Origin of the sequence: Paenibacillus taichungensis (assembly GCF_050994985.1) — a bacterium.
Lineage (GTDB): Bacteria > Bacillota > Bacilli > Paenibacillales > Paenibacillaceae > Paenibacillus > Paenibacillus taichungensis.
Genome location: NZ_CP194720.1, coordinates 1,603,113 through 1,621,441, shown reverse-complemented (window position 1 = coordinate 1,621,441; position 18,329 = coordinate 1,603,113). Strand labels below are relative to the sequence as shown.

Sequence of the window (18,329 nt, the reverse complement as noted above, 5' to 3'; positions counted from 1 at the left end):
TTATCACCGTCCCCCATTCGCGGCAAAGCGAATAAGCGACCATATTCAGGCTACTTTCACCTTAATGCGTCATTAAGGAAGGTAGATACCCTCCTATCAATCAAATGTTTGAATATTCTCTTCCTTTCAGGTTGTTCGTACAAAAAAAGGCTCCCTGTATGCCTTTAGAGGCAGGGGCCTTTTTTGGTACAACGACAACATTTCAAAATATCACAGTACAACTCATTCCGCTTTTCAACCGTTTACATACAGACATGGATTTGAATACCTTTTATTCACGTTCAATCTGCCCCAGTTGTACAGACAGACTCTCCCATTCTTCGGCAGGAATTCCACTGGTCATTGTCTCATGTAGGGCACCAACGGCCTCCTCAAGTCTCTCTTCCAATTGACGGGATTGATGCTGCAAAGACTGACCAAGCTGGTTGTCATAGAACTGGACCAGCTTATTCTCCGCAGCAGGCAGAACATCGATCACCATCTGCTTAATAACGGGGTCAAGTGTCTCCTGCAGCCGCTGTCGTCCATCTCCTTCGAAAAACTGTTTCGGATTTCGGAAATAACTCAGATACGCTTTCCAACCCGAAGGTTCTTCCAAACGCACCTCTTCCAAAACAGGTGTACTCCAGCGTTCGTTCAGCGGCAACGACAGATCCATGCCTCCGGACAATCGTTTCAGTTCATCTACACATTCGGTCACTTGCTTGTGCAGCCAGGACTGACCTGCCTGTTCGAGTCTGAGTGTAGTGGCAAGCAGTTCCTGCTCCAGTTCGATGGCAATCATGCGCAACAGTTCTCGACCACAGGCAGCGAAGGCTGCTTTCAGATTCCCGCGATCCTCACGAAGAACGGATGGATGGAACGCTTCTGCCATGAACAGCCCAAAACGATAACCCAGGCGCTGTCGCACATGGAACAGCAGTTCAGCCGTTTCCTGGGCCAGTTCTGCCTTCATGGACCGTTCCGCGAGCAAATGTACCCTCTGAAGGGACTGTTCCTGGATTGAGCCCAGCTCATCCCGACGTCGCTGTAGAACCTCTTCCCCCTGGGTCGCATCCTCGGCACGTGTCTTCAGTCGTTTGATCACCCGTGCGATCTCTTCAGAAGCCCCACCAACCGCAAGGTCCGCAAGCTCACTTCCTGCAAACCGGTTAAATTCTTCCTCGAACCGAATGAAGCCGGATTGCTCCAGCAATGTCGCATCGTTGCCTGTCTTGCCTTCCATTGCCTGCATGCTGGATACAGGAAATAAGCGTGGTGCCCGAATGCCATTTCTGCGCAGCTGAGTACTCACATGGTCAAGAACCTGCTCCAACTCCTCTTCAGAGGAAGACAAATCACTCGCATTAACCACAAAGAACATCTGATCCATCGCTGAGCTGTCTTTCACGCGTCCCAATTGATTCAGGAACTGTCGGTCTCCCTGAGAGAAGGCATGATTGTAATACGTTACGAAAATGAGTGCATCCGCATTCTTCATATAATTGAAAGTGACACCCGTATGACGGGCATTCACGGAGTCAGCCCCTGGCGTATCTACAAGGACTATACCTTGTTCTGTTACATCACAACTGTAGTACAGGTCAATACTGTCGACAAAGCAAGACTTCTTCTCATTAGCGACAAAGTTACGATATCCGTTCAGATCCACCAGCACATCCTGGCCGAGTTGAGCTGCGGTATCCTCCCAGCCTGCTGCGGCTGCCTGCAAAAAGCTGTAATGCGGACGCCCTGCCGGATGCACATCCTGTGGTGAAAGGGCTTTGACCCGTTTTTGCCAGTCTGCCCCAGGCTCACCCAGTCCAAGCAAACGGAAGGAATACGCAAGATCCTCCTGGAAGGCGTCCGGAGTCTTCATCCGGACCCGGGCAGTTCCATGCTCCGCGCCACCGGACGGAGCCATGATCCGGTTAATTGCCGCTGTCGTTGGATGCGGCGAGACCGGTAACACAGCTTCGCCCAGCAACGCGTTGGCGAAGGAGGACTTGCCGGCGCTGAACGCTCCGAACAGCGCCAGCGTAAACGTGCCGCCCGCAAGCGAAGCCGCGCGTGCACGCAGATCCCGTACCGCCGACCCCATGGCGGGGTACGGCTCTACCAGCGCAGCGGCGGCTTCCAGCCGTGCCGCCGCTGCATCCAGGCGCCGGCGGCGCTGTGCGCCAGCCGCCGGCTGCCCAGGCACCGCCGTTTTGCGCGGCGGCGGTGCCCCTGGAGTCTGTGGCTGCGCAGCCACAGACTCTGCCGTGCCCGTGTGCGGGCCGGGTGCTTCACCCGGCTCGTGCGCGGGCACGGGCGGGCCCTGCACCTCCGGCAACAGCCCGGAGGTAAGGGGGCCCGCAGGAGGCAGCAGGCTGCGCAGCCCTGCTGCCTCGGCATCGGCGGCGCGCTGTAGCGCCGTGTAGCGCGCCGCCGAGGCGGATTGCGCCAGGAGCGCGGTGCGGCTGGCGTCCAGCGCCTGGAGCGCTGCTTCGCCCTGCGCGCCCAGCGCTTCAAGCAAGCGGTCGGCCAGCATCATGGCCGCCCTGCGGTAACGGGCCTCAATCTCGCCCCGTATATCCTTGCTGAATTGAAGCACATACTCGGGAGATACCTCTGCACTGGCGCTTCGTTTCATCTCCAGCAGTGCTTCATCTACCGCAGGCAGCTCCGCGTTCAGCGCCTGCTCCCACTCAGCACCCCACAGCTGATGTGCTTCACCCAACTGTCTAAGCATGGTACGAATATGCACCTCAACTTGTCCTGATGCCTGATCTTGCAAGAGTCTCACAAGCTCAGCAGCCCGACGCTGCTTCTCCTGCTCGGTCTTACCACCAGAGAACAATAAGCCTACCCGGAAACCGGGTTTACGGCTCTCCAAATAAGCCGCCGCAGAGGTACGAATATCGGCCGGTGTCAGGTTCGCATTCGCCAGAAGGGGCTCCAGCTCTGCCCGAAACTTCTCCCGTTCACGTGATGGTTTGGAACGTAGTTCTGCTTCTTTTTGATCCAGGAGACCCAGTTCCCGTTCCAAGCGTTCAATACCTTCCTTGCCCCCAACTTCCTCCAAGAGCGCTGCCTCTTCCTCTTCGCGTTCCTCTGCCTGTCTTGTCAGATGCTGCTCGGTCACATGGCTCGCAGAGCTTGCAAGGCTATGCTTGATTAACCCTTCCTTCTCCTTCATCATATGTTCAATCAGTTGAGGAAGCTGCTTCCACTGGCTGTAACGATGCTCCTTGTCCCGAAGCGAAGTAAACAGCAGTCCATCATACCGAACTTCCCAGGCTGCAAAAATAGCTTCTACACCTTCAACATATTGGTCAAACGATAGCTCCCGGTCCCGATGTTTATCAATCTGGTTCACGATAAGAAACAACGGTTTGCCCCAATCGGATAGACTTTTGGCAAAAGAAAGGTTGCTTTCCGATTGCACATGGTTATAATCCATCACATAGAACACCACATCAGCAAGATGAAGTGCTGAATGTGTTGCTAGGCTGTGCCCCTGATCGGTCGAATCCACACCTGGCGTATCAAGTAATACCGCATCATTTTTCAGTAGGGGAATGTCATCCCATACTTCAATGGAGGTGTATGCCCCACCATTCTTGCAATACTCTTCCAATTGTTCTGGCGAAACCTCAAGAACTCCCGCTGAATTGTCAGCGCTTACGTTCGATGACGTATAAATAAGTGCTCTTGGCTCACCATTACGGATGGATACTACATTCGCACTTGTAGGTACAGGACTCGAAGGCAACACCCGCTTGCCACATAAACTATTAATCAGACTCGATTTACCTGCCGAGAAGTGTCCACAAAACGCAATCGTTAACTGTTTCATTTCCGCCTTACTGATCAAATCCGTTAAAGCCTGTACAGCTGTATGGTCCCCTGTCTGCTCCATCGCTTCTCGCAGTGGAAGCAGAGGTTTGGCCATCTCTACTGGGTAATCTGTTCTGGACATGACTGGCCTTCCCCCTGGCTCCTCTAATTTGACATCTGGTCCGATGTCTTTATCTTATAATTCATTTATTTTACCATTATCAAGTTTGAAATTGAACGGTTTGAATGCAAGATGACTGACATCGAAAATTACACATCGCAATTCTCCACATAAAAAAATAAAACCGATCCTGTCGGTTTTATCTGTGAAACGATTGTATTCCATAAGAAGCATGCTGCTTCCATGCCCAATTGGATCAACTTCAAAAGGATAACCCAGTGACATAGAAGCAGCATATCTTATTATTCCAAACCTCTTAAGAAACAGCATTCTCCATCGAAGGCAGCAAAATTTCAAATACTTGGCCATGCTGCAAAATCGTAATGTCACGACCTTTGTCTCTCATGACAACCACTTCTGGTTTCGTGGACATACGCTCGAGATAATGTTCAGGCACATCGCCAGAATGGCTTACAGTGATACCTTCTACTTCTTTTTCTTCGTTTTCAGCCATTTCCTGTTCAACGATTTGTTCAAAAATATCGGAGAAGGCCTCAAAATTGTCAGTGTACACGGAAATGCATTTCATGATTACTCATCCTCTTCTACTCATTAATTTATTTTTCGTTTTGGGGTTGTGACACGTTCCTTATCTTTCCTGATTTGGGACGTTTTCATACGCTTTTTACCTTCTCTGCATATGTCCAGTAATGGACAGACATGACATTGAGGGTTTTGTGCCTTGCAATGGTAGCGTCCAAAAAATATGAACCGATGATGAGTTAAAGTCCACTCATCCCGGGGTACGCGCTTCATCAGTTTTTTCTCGACTTCAAGTACGGAGTCATCCCAACCTGCCAGTGCCAGCCTTTTGGATACACGTTCAACATGCGTATCCACCGCTATTGCCGGGACTCCAAATGCATTGGATACAACGACATTTGCAGTTTTCCGCCCGACACCAGGTAGCGTCACAAGCTGATCATGTTCCTGCGGTACATCACCGCCATACTGCTCTATTAAAATTCGGCACATGTTCTGAATATGCTTGGCCTTGTTTCGGTACAAACCAATACGCCGGATATCCTGTTCCAGTTCTTCGAGAGGAACAGACAGATAATCGGCAGGACTGGTGTACTTTTTGAACAAGTCTGCGGTTACCTTGTTTACCGTTTCGTCGGTGCACTGGGCAGACAATAGTACGGCTACAGTCAATTCAAACGCATTGCTGTGATTTAATTCGCAATGTGCATCAGGAAACATCGCTTCCATTGTTTCGAGTATATGTCTTACAGTGGCTGCATTCATGAAGAGCTACCTCCCACAAAATGACTCCACACGGTGGAGCCTTACTTCGAAGCTTTTTTCGAGTACTTTGCGGGGACCCCAAAAATCTTGCAAAAAAAACGTCTTGATACGGGAAAGATCCCGCATCAAGACGGTCATTCTTTTGATCCTCGAAAAGAAACGATTACTGTTTTTGAATCTCCAGTACAACGTTGTTCAGGAGATACAATACAATATTATCATTATCTTTGAGAGATTGCACGCTTAAAGTGTTGTCACCCTGGTGAACAAATGCGCCTGTCCCCAGTGCAAAACGATAATTTGTGTCAGATGTGGACTCGCGTTTAACCAAAATTTGGTTGCCTACTCCATCATAAGACCAGAACTGTTTGCTCATGACTGTCAACACTCTAAAACGGGTAGAATTATCCGTATCTTTCGTCATTTCAACACGATCACCTACAGTAAGACTGCCAAGTGTGGTTAACGTAGATCCCGATTTAACCACTTTTACAGAACCACTAACAGGAACCGTCTCACTTTGACCATTGAACAGTTTCAGTGTAACTGACGAAGCGTCAACAGATGTAACCTCCGCTAGCGTACGTTTAACGACTTGAACCGCTTTAGGCGTAGTTCCCTCAAATGTAACGTTAATCAGGTTGCCGGCTGTCAATTGCGAGACCGTAATGGTCTGACCACTTTCTCCTGTCAGAGCCGCTTGATCAACATAGAACTGACTTGTCAGCGAATCCGATTTCACACGAACACGACCATTCGTCTCTACAGAAACTACTTCAAATTGAGCCACGGTGTTCAAAGCCACTTTCTGTACATAGTCCTGATTCGAACCCAGCGTAACTGTGACACTATCACCGATCTTCAGGTCACTCAGACTTGCTCCAGATTTGTTGTAAATCTCTATTGTTGGAACCGTAGAGTACGGCACCGTGATCGTCTGGTTTCCAGACAACAAACTGATTTTTCTACCCGCAGTATCAATACTGCTGATTGTGCCTTCGTATTTATAGATCACTTTAACGGATAACGCACGAGTTCCCACATACGTCAGATCCAATTTGCGACCATCATTCAACAAAGACTCCAATCCAGCAAGTGTAGGCTTCGATGTGTTGTAGTCCAGCTTCGTTTTGTCATCCAGCGTGAACACAAACGGTTTTTTATTGCCGTCCAGAACCGTCAAAACTTTTGTTTTACTGTTGTAGGATACAACGGAAACTCCGTTCATTGGCTCCATCTGACGTCCGATCACTTGAATGCGCGTCACACGGTCTTCAGAGTTTAGCGTAAGTTCAACCTGATCTCCATTAGTTGCGTCTGTAATCAGATCATTCAGCGTAGCATCCTGGATTCCGTTAATAACTACTTCCGGTTTTTCTGCAAGCAACTTCGCTTCCAGCGATCCACCTTCACGTTTAAACGTCAGTGTCGATTGGTTTCCACCGATCTCCACCAGTGTACCGCGTAAAGACTGCTCTACACCTTGCGACAATTCAATTGTTTGCAGGATGCTGTCTTTCACCGTATACTTCACTGCACTTCCCGCTTTGAGCTCAGCCAAGGAAAGGATTCGGTCTTGATATCGAATGATCAGATTATCGTTATACGTGTATTGCTCTGTAGTTCCCGCTGCATTGGTAAGCTTAATCGTTTTGGCAGAAGTCGTGACTTCAGCAACGACACCACTATCACTTTTGTTGACAATTCCGGACTTCACACGAACAACAACTGTCTTTTTGTCAGCCGAGAACGTCTCACGTTGTACTTCAATGGTGCTGTCTGCTGTAATATCAGACAGTTTGATTGCATTCCCGTTTTGATCGATAAATGCTGTTGCCTCATCATAGCCGTATGTTTCATAATTCTCGCCTACAAACAAGCCAATTTTATTACCTGACAATGAACGAGCAAATGTACCTTCAATGCTTTCTACCTGCGGTGTAGCATCGACCACTTCTACATATGAGGCTGTACCCGTAGTGCCTACAATCTGAACTTTTGTATACAGCTTCACATCCGCAGACGATGCACGGGATTCACTGTCTTTTGTAAAGTAAGGTGTACTGCTGTTCACTGCGAAGTTAACAGCTTTTCCGTCCACAACCAGTGTGATCTGCCCATCTTTTAATCCAGTTACATAACCCGTGAATGTGTTCGCATACTTCGTATCCGTTAAGGTTTCGCCGCGGCTAAAGAATGTAGCGAGTTGGGCACGAGTTACAGAACCGGTTGGATTAAATTTGTTGCCATCTACACCTTTGGCCAGATCCAAACTTACAGCCAGATTGATATACCCTTTGCCACTTTCGGAAATGCTATCATTATCAGCGAATCCGGTAGATTGATTGTTTTGGGCCTTCGCTTCAGCATCTTTGTTCAACGAACGGATCAGCAATTTTGTAATCCATTCACGTGATGCCTGTTTCTGCCCCCAGGATGTTTTGGACACATCCACTGTAGATTCTTCAGTTTTATCAATCAGTCCCAGTTGAAGCGCCAAAGCGACATATGGCTTGAAATAGTTTCCCACTTCCATATTTGTCGGTAATGCCGTAGCCGTGCTGTCGTTCAACTGGTCCTCCTTGTTCATAAAACGGATCGCCATCGTCACAGCTTCCTGCTGCGTTACCGCGTCTCCCGGACGGAACAGGCCGTTGTTACCGAGAAGAATGCCTTGATAGGCCAGTTTGTACACATGTTTCTCGGCCCAATATCCGACCTTGATATCACTGAACAAACCGGTTGGTGCAGCTGTATTGCTTACAGTTGCAGTCTGACCTTGCCCCGTATCTGTTGATTCTGCTGCCATGGCAGCTCCGCCGGCGCTAAGGGCCATCATGCCTGCAAGCACGGCTGAAACTACTTTTTTAGAGTGTGATGGATTGTTATATTTAAAAGTCACCTGTGATTCCCCTCTCTCATGTAAAACGGCCGATATTCCGCAGATTCACGGTAAAACAACATGCTGTACAACCTATTCGGATCGTGTCATTGGATGCTCAAGATCCACATGGCCCATCAAACTCTCGGATTGCTGGCCATCTACCAGCAAATCAAGTGATTTAACTTCATCAAATTGGAAAAACGTTTGCTTCAAAGCATCAATGGCAAACACTTCGCCACCTGCACCAAGACGTGCTGTATCCGGCATGTGAATATCCAGGGTAAGCGCACCGTCTTTGAACTGAACAGATTTCAATTCAATTTCTTTAGCCCAAAGCGGAACAAGCTTGTCGTCCTTGCTTTGTTGCAGCGCTGCAAATGCAGCCTTGTACTTGGCTTCATCAGAAGCATAAGAAATATCTGCCGATGCTTTGTGCAATTCCAACTCTTCCAGATCTGTGTAGTACACTTCAATGGTCTTCTTCTCATTACTTTCGGAACTTCCAGGTTTCTCTGAAGTAGTTCCACCCGATGGAGTCGTTGTACCCTCCGTATTAGTGCCTTCAGTGGTATCCGGTGTCGTTGTCGTTGTATCCTCCGGATCCACAGTTACAGGTTCAGTAATATCCGTCTCATTCTGATCCTCAGGCGCATTATTCTCTGTTCCCGCACCTTGAGTCTGATTTGGAGCTGGAGCAGCTGTTGGCTTGCTTCCACATCCAGCAGCAACTGTCATAACCGTTACCAGCAGCGCTGCAATCCATAATTTTTTGTTCATTCTAACTCCGCCTCCTGATCATAAGGGTTGAACCCTTATTTAATTCCCAGATACTCCTTGATCCCTGCAACAATCCCTTTGGCTACACTGTTCTGGAAACTTTCAGTGAACAATGCGGCTTCATCGCTCTTGTTGCTTAGGAAACCGGCTTCCAGCAAAACAGCCGGCATCGTTGTTTCACGGGTTACGTGGAGACTTGCCGTTTTTACTCCGCGATCCTTCAGGCCAGATGATTGCAAGAGATACTTGTGCATCACCGTAGCCAATGCCTTGCTATTCGAACGAGTGTAATACGTCTCCACACCGTTTGCCGCTGCAGACCCGCTGTTCGCATGAATGGAAATAAAGATATCCGCCTTCAATTTTTCTGCGATCTTTACTCGTTCACTCAAAGCCAAAAATGTATCATCGCTGCGCGTCAGCACAACGTCAATGTTAGATTCTTTTTTCAGCAATGCTTCCACTTTCAGAGCCATTGCCAGATTGAAGTCTTTTTCCTTCTTGCCGGTTACACCGATGGCTCCCGGGTCCTGATTACCATGTCCAGCGTCTACAACAACAACTTTTTTGCCGTTGTTTCCAACAGGAGGTTGCGGTGTTGTAGTGCCTTCTTTGTTCAGATCAATCATAACCAGACCGGAGTCACTTTGCACGTCATAACCTTTGGCATTGCTCAGATCAATGACAAAACGAAGAGTAGAAGGACTATTGCTGTACAAGGAATAACGAATCTTCGACACATCCGGATATCCACTCACTACAAGCTGTCCATTCTGGTTGCTGTCCAAAGCTTGTCCTTCACTAAAAGAGTCAGCGAATGCGGTATTTGGCAAGTCTATAACGATTCGATCCGGTCCTGTCATCGTGAAGACGTTCGGCTTCGTATTTCCGCTTGTTGCAATCAAAAAGCGGTTGTCACTGAAGCTGATGCCGTTCACCAGTACAAGACCTTCCTGATCCGATCCTCCACCATCATTACCAGAGTTCGGAGGAGTGGTTGTCCCGTTTCCGGAACCTGAATTCTGGGTAACTAATGTTACCGTCTTCGTTGTATTGTTCCAACCCACCTTAAGACCCATTTGCTCACCAATGAACCTTAAAGGCACAAGTGTGGTTCCATTTTTCACGAGTGGCGGGGCATCCAGGTTCACGTTACTGCCGTTCACCGTTGCCGTCTTCTGTCCAACAATCATCTGCATGGCAGTGTTGTCTTTGCTAATAGTCACGGTGCTTGTTGCCTGTTTCCAGTCCACACCATATCCCAGGCTCTCCGAAATAACCCGAATCGGAACCATCACACTGCTATTGATGATTTCCGCTTTGGCATCCGAAGGCTGCACAATTTCTTTCCCATCTAGGATAATGTGCGTATCTGCTGCTGCATGACTATAGCCCGGGAAAACGAGCCCAAAGACAAATAACAGTACCAAAAAACCGAACTTCTTCATCCTTCACCCCTACCATTCTCATATTTTTTTGCCGCATGTTGTGAACCTTCAGCTCCGACTGACCACTGAGGCATTACCAGACACCTATTAGACGCCTCGTACTCTCAAAAGTTGCGAATATATTCCAACATAACAGAAAAAAAACGTTGTCAAATCAAGCTTTTTCTACATTTTATTGTCTGAATTTTTCCTTAATTATCAATTATGCATCTCGAAACAACGGACTACCCTGACCTTCATATTTGCGCACAACCCACATTAAAGACCCAAATATTCTACAATTCCGTCTACGATGGCCTGTGCACATTTGTTCTGATAATCTTCAGTCAGCATCATTGCTTCATCAGCTGGATTACTTAGAAATCCAAGTTCAATCAGAACTGCGGGCATCGTTGTTTCACGGGTTACATGCAGACTTGCCGTTTTGACTCCCCGATCCTTAAATCCTGTAATCTGCAACACATGCTTGTGTAAAATGTCGGCCAAATCCTTGCTATCTTTACGACTGTACAACGTTTCAATTCCATTAGGAACAGGAGTTGTAAACTTGTTTCCATGGATCGACACAAAAATATCCGCCTGATTCAGTTGGGCGATATCTACACGCTGCTGCAGGGATAATTCGGTATCATCCTGCCTTGTAATCACCGTCTGAATCTCCGTATGTTGTTGCAGAAGTGCCTGAACTTTGAGTCCCACAGCCAAATTAAAGTCCTTCTCATAGGCGCCTGTCACACTGACGGCCCCCGACTGTCGTCCACCATGTCCTGGATCAATAATGACAACCTTTTTGCCATCATTGGTTGGAACAGCAGGCTGACTTGTTGGTTCTCCATTACTCGCCGCAAGGTCAACAAGCAACACGTTGTTCTCGCCCAGTGACCATTTGGCAGTCGCCACCTGACTCAGATCAAGGACCACACGCACCGTTGAAGGCGTTTGGCTGAACATTGCATATCGCACCTTGGATACCAGCGATGAATCCGTAACCAGAAGAGTTCCGCTGCCATCCGGATTGGAAGCCTGTCCCTGGATGAACTCCTTAGCAAATGTGGTGCCGGGCAGATCTACGATGATACGATCAGGTCCATTGAGACTGGAAACCTTTGGTGTGATTTTCCCGTTCGTCGCCAAGATCAAACGATCCCCGCCGAAGCTGATACTTTGAAGCTCTGACAGACCTTCTGGTACAGGAGCTTCCACCGGGTCATTTTCACCTTCCATACTTGCTACAGGAGGAATACTTAATAGGCTTACTGTCTTGGTTCCATTGTCCCATCCCACCTGAAGACCCATGCCTTCACCGACAAAACGTAACGGAACCAGTGTAGTCCCCTGTTTAATTAGAGGCGGAGAATCGAGATTCACCCGATTTCCATTCACGGTGGCCGCATCTTCGCCTGCCGTCATCTGGATACTGCTGTTACCTTTGAGAATACGAACAGTCTGAGTGGCTTTCTCCCATTTCACCTGATAACCGAGGTTTTCAGAAACGATCCGAATGGGCACCATCACGGTTTTGCCAGTATTCTCGGCTGGAGCTCCCGACTGCTGGTTAATGGTCACACCGTCCAGCACAATCGAGGGAGACGAATCGGCATTTGCCATGACAGGAAATAAACACAGGAACAGAAAAACAAAGACTGCTGCCGACCATTTCTTCATACATCAACCACCATTCTGTTTGTCTTTTGAACCTTCGACCTGATTCGCTGTGATGCAACACTCGACTCTATCTACCCTTCCATAATCTACTAATCAGTTTATCAGATATTGTCACGTCATCCGGTTACAACGTTGTCATATTTAGTCGGAATATCCTATAACTCGAAAACATAATTGCATCATTGCCAAATGCAAAAAAACCTCCAATTCGATCCAAGGAACGGTGAAGTTCCCTGCACGATTGGAGGTTTGAAATACAAATTACAGATGAAAGATTAGACTGAGGCCGTTTGTCCAAACAGCTTTGCCGCGTGACGCTGTTCATATGCAGCGATTTCATCATCATGTTGAAGAGTCAGACCGATATCGTCCAGTCCTTGCAACAAGAATTGACGACGATGCTCATCCAGATCAAAATCAATATGCAGTCCGTATGCATCTGTAATCGTTTTGTTTTCCAGATTTACATTCATCTCATAGCCTTCATGTGTCGCTGTACGCTGGAACAGATCCTCAACCTGCTCTTCCGACAGTTTGATCGGCAAGATCCCGTTCTTGAAACAGTTATTATAGAAGATATCCGCATAGGATGGTGCAATTACACAACGGAATCCGTAGTCCATAATTGCCCATGGTGCGTGCTCACGAGAAGATCCGCAACCAAAGTTTGCGCGTGAGATCAGAATGGATGCCCCTTCGTAGCGTGGTTTATTCATTTCAAAAGAAGGATTATTGTTACCCTCTTCGTCAAAACGCCATTCGTAGAACAAAAATTGTCCAAATCCGGTCCGTTCGATCCGTTTTAAAAATTGTTTCGGAATGATTGCATCTGTATCTACATTGACCCGGTCTACCGGTGCAACGATGCCTTGCAGTGTTTTGAATTCTTCCATATCATTCGTTCTCCCTTCAATCCGTTCGTTGTTAGATAGCTGCTTCCGTTTTGAAATTCCAGTCACGTACGTCTACGAAGTGTCCCTTAACCGCTGCTGCTGCAGCCATTGCAGGAGATACGAGGTGAGTACGTCCTCCGCGTCCCTGACGTCCTTCAAAGTTACGGTTGGAAGTCGATGCACAACGTTGTCCTGGTTTCAATACATCCGGGTTCATTGCCAGACACATACTGCATCCGGCATCACGCCATTCAAATCCAGCCTCTGTGAAGACTTTATCCAGACCTTCTTTTTCCGCCTGAATTTTAACACGTCCCGAGCCTGGTACAACGATCGCTGTAACATTGCTGGATACGGTGTGACCCTTGGCTACCTGTGCAGCAGCACGCAAATCTTCAATCCGTCCATTCGTGCATGAACCGATAAATACATAATCAACTGGAATTTCGGAGATTGGTGTTCCAGGTTCTAAGCCCATATATTCAAGCGCTTTTTCAGCGGCTTTACGTTCGTTTTCAGTTGGCAGTTCAGCCGGAACAGGAACTTTCGAAGAAATGTCGGTTCCCATACCTGGGCTAGTACCCCAAGTCACTTGCGGAATCAAGGATTCTACATCGATTTCAACCACATGGTCGAATTGAGCACCTTCGTCGGTTACAAGCTCTTTCCAGGCAGCAACCGCTTCATCGAATTGGCCATCGGCAGGTACGTATTCACGTCCACGCAGATATTCAAATGTTGTTTCATCTGGAGCAATCATGCCCGCTCTTGCTCCACCTTCAATGGACATGTTGCAGACGGTCATGCGCTCTTCCATGCTCAGTTCACGGATCGATTCACCCGTATATTCAATAACATATCCAGTAGCGAAGTCTGTACCGTATTTGGCGATGACTGCGAGAATCATATCCTTCGCGGTTACACCCGGGTTACGTTTACCGACAAAACGAACTTCCATCGTTTTGGCTTTGGCTTGCTGCAAACATTGGGTTGCCATAACATGCTCTACTTCACTCGTACCAATCCCGAATGCAAGTGCGCCAAATGCGCCGTGTGTGGACGTGTGGCTGTCACCACATACAATTGTTTTACCTGGATGAGTCAGGCCGAGTTCAGGACCCATAACGTGTACGACACCTTGATCAATCGTATCCAGGTCATACAGTTTTACGCCGAAGTCACGGCAGTTTTGTGAAAGTGTGTCAATTTGTTGTTTGGAGATTGGATCTGTAATGTTGAAACGATCCTTCGTTGGAACGTTGTGATCCATTGTTGCAAATGTCAGCTCAGGGCGACGAACTTTACGGCCGCTCAGACGTAGACCTTCAAAAGCCTGTGGGGATGTTACTTCATGTACCAAATGCAGATCGATATACAAAATGCTTGGTTTGCCTTCTTCCTGATGAATCACGTGATTTTCCCAAATTTTCTCAAACATCGTTTTTTTACTCATCATTTTCACCTCATCATAAGTTCGGTCCTTGGAAGAGCCTCAGTAGTTCCTTTAAAAGTGAAGCTCTTGAATGACATAAATATATCACCCTGTCCTTCATTGTTCCAAGATATAATATCTATAGATGTAATAGGTTTAACCTATAATGAGGGAAAAGCAAATAAACCACTGCTATATGCAGAGGCTTCAATTGATAACAATTATCATTATCATGCAAGTCCTATACTACGTTCCAGTCACTTCAATGTCAATGCTTTTTATGTTTAATAGAAAAAAAGCAGCCCTGATGCCAGGGCTGCGATGACTAATTCTCACCAGCTCTAGACGTTCCGTCCACACACAATACAAACGACATATGAATAACCGAATGAAATAAATGAGACAACGGATCTGCAGATTGAGGTCTTGAAAAAAAGTACGATCGCTACCTCCCGTATTCCCCACATCTATCCATTCATTGCATTCCTGCCTCTGCTGGAAGTGAATTACTTCTTATCCCCACTGCTTTAATAACGAAATTATAGGCTTTAGCAGAGTCTATGCCGTTTAAAGTATAGCTGTAACTTGTTTGACCGCTGACCGCCGGCACATACACGCTCCAATTCGTGCTGACTTTATCATTCTTCTCGTAAATCCGGTAACCTCGCACCGGCTCAGAGCTAGTTGCTGGCGCTTTCCACGAAAGAACTGCACGGTTCGCTGACTGTCTTACTGCACTTAGATTTTCGACTGTGCAGGGTTTGACGTCCGTCCGTTTAATACTGTAAGCATCATAGACGGCAAGGGGTTTATCTTTAACTGCTGTGTAGGATGTAACTTTCAGCACGTCGCTTGTAATGGAAACATCCAGGTACATTTTCTTGTTGGGCTGATCGTTTTTTGCTGCAAAAAACGTGTCTGCATCTGGATTAAGAGCATAGAATTTCGAAGCGGCCGAGTTGCCCATTAGATATACGGTCCCTTTGGGATTCAGCACATTTCCTTGCTCATCGGTAATGACATTCTTAATAGGAACGTTATTCAGCATTTGAAAAGACCTCATATACATATGGTCATGTCCCTCAAACACCATATCCACACCCAGCTCATCAAATACAGGAATCAGATATTTTCGGTAAAATTCTACCCGCTCGCTTTCTGCGGAAGCATTATCCCCAGAAGAATAAGCTCCTTTATGCATAGAGACGAATTTCCACTTCTTGTCGGTCTTTGCCACCTGATTCCGCATCCAGTCCAATTGCTTCGTGAACTGAATATCGGCTTTGTACGGCTTGACCTCCCCTTCGTACTGGGAATTGATTTGCATAAACAGGGCATCGCCGTATTCAAAAGCATACACCGACCCGTCATGAGCACCAGTCCCCACATCTTTTGGAAGATTAAAATGGTTATAAAAATTATTATTCGGATAGTCCTCTATCTCATGGTTGCCAATTATCGGAGCAAAAGGCACATTGGCAAATTCTTTTTTCGGCACACCCAAGAACCATTGCCACAGCTGCTCCAAATCACCGTCATCCGTTAGATCCCCTGTAAGAAGAACAAACTTTGGATCTACCATTTTCTCAATAGCTCTCTTAAAAGTATCCTGCCACAGATCGAAATTGGATTTACTTGAGCCTTGGGTGTCGGTTACATAGAGGAAATGGAAATCCTGATTATCCGCCTTGTCTGTGGTAAAAGAACCCGTCTCGCTCCAGCCGTCCACATCACCGTTACCAGCGCGATACATATATTTGGTTCCAGGCTTAAGACTGGTTGCAATAACCTTGTGGCTGGCGAACTTTTTATACTTTTTGGAACTTCTGTCTCCTGACGTCATTAAGGTTTCAATAACTGTTGAGCTACCCTCATACGAAGTTGCCAGTTGTTCCGGGAACTCGCTTCCTCCGGCTTTGGAGGCCTCCACTACTTGCACTACTGTACTTCTTACGGTTTCGGCCGTATACCAGTCAAAGGCGATACTTGTCTTGGGGTCCCCATTAAAAGTCATGTTCAGCAGCGTTGGTGTTTTGTTGCCGGTATCTGGAGACTTCGTCTTAAAGCTCCAGGTAATATCGTTGTCCGGTGTCCGGCCGTCCCCAGTCCCCTTAACAAGCTCTTTAGGGATGGTCACCTTGTAAGTTTTGCCGGCAGTAAAATTAGGATGGCTGACTTTAACCATGTCTTGACCGAGGAGCGAGGCAGAGATGTTGGTAAGAGGGGCATTGTTTTCAGTGATTACAACTTGATGACCACTAGCAAGACTAATAGCTTTATTAAACTTCACTGTGATCTCTGCGTTAAGGGAAACATCTGCAGCCCCTGAAGCGGGAGTTTTGCTTACCTCAAGTGTGGGAGTGTTCCCGGGTTCACCGCTGATGCGTTTTCCTTTAATTACCACATCTTTGATTCTGCTTGAGCCTGAGTTGGACACCGTTCCCCCGCTTACACTTTTCGTAGAGTTTACCACCCAGCGGATATAGAGTACATCTTGATTGTTTGTTTCCGCAGGCAATGCGAGGTTCGTTAATTTGCAGGAATTATTGGAACAATTAAAATTGTTTTGGGCAAGAACAGTTTTACCGCCCGAAACATCTGTCCATTCCTGCTGATTCGTACTGTATTGCACCTTAAAATCCCTAGGTCCAGTACTTGAAGATGTTTGCTGTGAAGAGAGGACGATACCTTCGAAGCCTTTGGTCGAAAGCTTGGCAAACCAATATTTAATGCCCGTACCTTCATGCCAGCCCTGGTTGCGTACGCTGTTCTCACCTGACTCATAGGTGTATGCATCCGTATTTGTTCCTACATCACGAATGGATGAAGCTGTTTGATATATCCCGCCGGTAGCCGGAAATACGCCGTTCTCACCTTTGTCTTTAAAAATCCACTGGGCAATCGTTTCCTGAACTGGAGTTGCTTCACTTGCAAGATCTTCCTCATTTCCTTCCCTTCCTGCTGAGACAAAACCGGTCAACTCCATGCCAAGCAGCAAACCTATAACCAATATACTGATTACCTTGGAAAATCTGTTCTTGAGATAAGATTGGTTGTTGTCCATTCGCCCCATCTCCCTCCTGTTATTGGAGTTTCCAGTTGGTAACTTGAAGTACTGCAGAATCTGCGCCCTTCAGGTCTGTCTCTCCCATGTTCAGCAAATTGCTCCACTGCTTCACACGATTCTTTCCGTTAGGCGGAGAGTTGTAATCATTCGTATCCACAATCTTGGTCCGTTCTTTATAGAATTTGGTCATGAAAGTCTTCTCATCCGTGCTGCTTCCTGATTTACCCAAAAGCCCTTGAAGAGTCTCAGAACCGCCGGTCGCTCCATGGTTCAGCGCTGCGTCCACGAAGGAACCAATCGTTAATGCCGAGTTAAAGCCGCGTTTGCGGGCCTGATCCACACTGTACTTAATATAAACATTGTAGAACGTTTTCCACATAGCCTCTCTCCACTCGGGATCATTTTGCAAATTGCCGATCTTTTTGCAGAAACTCTTTTCGCTTTCATTGATTTCGAGGATCTTCCCTTTCATCGAACCCTTGACACCGATCCGGGCCAATGCTCCCTTAACCGAAGGATTACTCGCGCCTTTGACAGCGTCATATTCCTTGAACAGATCCGGACCGTCGGGACCGGTATCATTTGAGCCGCCTGTAGTCGCACCGAATATTCCAATCGTATACCCGCGGTTATCATCAATATCTTCACAATATCCGTAAAACTTGGTCCAGTTCAGATCGTCCTGCTCCGGCTTATTGACAAGCATCATAATATTGTTCCACTGCTCACCATCCAGACCTGTGTTGGCACGTAAGAATTGAAGTGTTGCAGGTGAGAAATTAGAATTAGGGTTCCCTGCCGCATAACTTTTCTGTTGAGACGCATTGGACAGAGAGCCATAAGAAAAAATCATTGAAAAACTGAGCAGGATCATCAATGAAAATTTCATCTTCTTGAAAACCTTACTGTTCATTGAATTAAGCACCGCAATCT

Annotated in this window: 11 protein-coding genes; all 11 read right to left on the bottom strand. The window is 47.1% G+C overall.

Annotated elements, in window-relative coordinates; genetic code table 11:
• Positions 1 to 271: 271 nt before the first annotated feature.
• Entirely contained in the window at positions 272 to 3,943 is a 3,672-nt protein-coding gene (locus ACR1R9_RS07500; protein ID WP_433921425.1) for a dynamin family protein, read from the bottom strand.
• A gap of 295 nt (positions 3,944 to 4,238) precedes the next feature.
• A complete protein-coding gene (locus ACR1R9_RS07495; RefSeq protein ID WP_024630585.1) occupies positions 4,239 to 4,511 on the bottom strand; it encodes a hypothetical protein in 273 nt (90 codons plus the stop codon).
• A gap of 23 nt (positions 4,512 to 4,534) precedes the next feature.
• Positions 4,535 to 5,230 (bottom strand): endonuclease III, encoded by a 696-nt coding sequence (gene nth, locus ACR1R9_RS07490; RefSeq protein WP_076288987.1) that lies wholly within the window; start codon positions 5,228 to 5,230, stop codon positions 4,535 to 4,537.
• A 163-nt stretch (positions 5,231 to 5,393) separates the two neighbouring features.
• A complete protein-coding gene (locus tag ACR1R9_RS07485; protein ID WP_433921426.1) occupies positions 5,394 to 8,132 on the bottom strand; it encodes an S-layer homology domain-containing protein in 2,739 nt (912 codons plus the stop codon).
• A gap of 72 nt (positions 8,133 to 8,204) precedes the next feature.
• Positions 8,205 to 8,891: a GerMN domain-containing protein gene (locus tag ACR1R9_RS07480; RefSeq protein ID WP_076288985.1), complete on the bottom strand. Its 687-nt coding sequence runs from the start codon at positions 8,889 to 8,891 to the stop codon at positions 8,205 to 8,207.
• A 35-nt stretch (positions 8,892 to 8,926) separates the two neighbouring features.
• A complete protein-coding gene (locus ACR1R9_RS07475; RefSeq protein ID WP_076288984.1) occupies positions 8,927 to 10,339 on the bottom strand; it encodes an N-acetylmuramoyl-L-alanine amidase family protein in 1,413 nt (470 codons plus the stop codon).
• Between the two features lie 258 nt (positions 10,340 to 10,597).
• Complete coding sequence (locus ACR1R9_RS07470) at positions 10,598 to 12,004, bottom strand: N-acetylmuramoyl-L-alanine amidase (protein ID WP_433921427.1); 1,407 nt, start codon at positions 12,002 to 12,004, stop codon at positions 10,598 to 10,600.
• Between the two features lie 275 nt (positions 12,005 to 12,279).
• Positions 12,280 to 12,897 carry a 3-isopropylmalate dehydratase small subunit gene (gene leuD, locus ACR1R9_RS07465; RefSeq protein ID WP_076288982.1) on the bottom strand — a complete coding sequence of 206 codons (618 nt, stop codon included), beginning with the start codon at positions 12,895 to 12,897 and terminating at the stop codon, positions 12,280 to 12,282.
• A gap of 31 nt (positions 12,898 to 12,928) precedes the next feature.
• Positions 12,929 to 14,350 carry a 3-isopropylmalate dehydratase large subunit gene (gene leuC, locus ACR1R9_RS07460; protein ID WP_433923750.1) on the bottom strand — a complete coding sequence of 474 codons (1,422 nt, stop codon included), beginning with the start codon at positions 14,348 to 14,350 and terminating at the stop codon, positions 12,929 to 12,931.
• 454 nt (positions 14,351 to 14,804) lie between these two features.
• Positions 14,805 to 17,393, bottom strand: coding sequence for a metallophosphoesterase (locus ACR1R9_RS07455; protein WP_433921428.1), 2,589 nt, complete (start codon positions 17,391 to 17,393; stop codon positions 14,805 to 14,807).
• A 19-nt stretch (positions 17,394 to 17,412) separates the two neighbouring features.
• On the bottom strand, positions 17,413 to 18,309 hold the full coding sequence (locus ACR1R9_RS07450; protein WP_433921429.1) for a chitosanase: 897 nt from the start codon (positions 18,307 to 18,309) through the stop codon (positions 17,413 to 17,415).
• Positions 18,310 to 18,329 lie beyond the last annotated feature (20 nt).

What these genes read in the sequence shown, in the direction of transcription:
- ACR1R9_RS07500 (WP_433921425.1), bottom strand. Translation starts at nt 3,943, where the DNA reads ATGTCCAGAACAGATTACCCAGTAGAGATGGCCAAACCTCTGCTTCCA.
- ACR1R9_RS07495 (WP_024630585.1), bottom strand. Translation starts at nt 4,511, where the DNA reads ATGAAATGCATTTCCGTGTACACTGACAATTTTGAGGCCTTCTCCGAT.
- nth (WP_076288987.1), bottom strand. Translation starts at nt 5,230, where the DNA reads ATGAATGCAGCCACTGTAAGACATATACTCGAAACAATGGAAGCGATG.
- ACR1R9_RS07480 (WP_076288985.1), bottom strand. Translation starts at nt 8,891, where the DNA reads ATGAACAAAAAATTATGGATTGCAGCGCTGCTGGTAACGGTTATGACA.
- ACR1R9_RS07475 (WP_076288984.1), bottom strand. Translation starts at nt 10,339, where the DNA reads ATGAAGAAGTTCGGTTTTTTGGTACTGTTATTTGTCTTTGGGCTCGTT.
- ACR1R9_RS07470 (WP_433921427.1), bottom strand. Translation starts at nt 12,004, where the DNA reads ATGAAGAAATGGTCGGCAGCAGTCTTTGTTTTTCTGTTCCTGTGTTTA.
- leuD (WP_076288982.1), bottom strand. Translation starts at nt 12,897, where the DNA reads ATGGAAGAATTCAAAACACTGCAAGGCATCGTTGCACCGGTAGACCGG.
- leuC (WP_433923750.1), bottom strand. Translation starts at nt 14,350, where the DNA reads ATGAGTAAAAAAACGATGTTTGAGAAAATTTGGGAAAATCACGTGATT.
- ACR1R9_RS07455 (WP_433921428.1), bottom strand. Translation starts at nt 17,393, where the DNA reads ATGGACAACAACCAATCTTATCTCAAGAACAGATTTTCCAAGGTAATC.
- ACR1R9_RS07450 (WP_433921429.1), bottom strand. Translation starts at nt 18,309, where the DNA reads ATGAACAGTAAGGTTTTCAAGAAGATGAAATTTTCATTGATGATCCTG.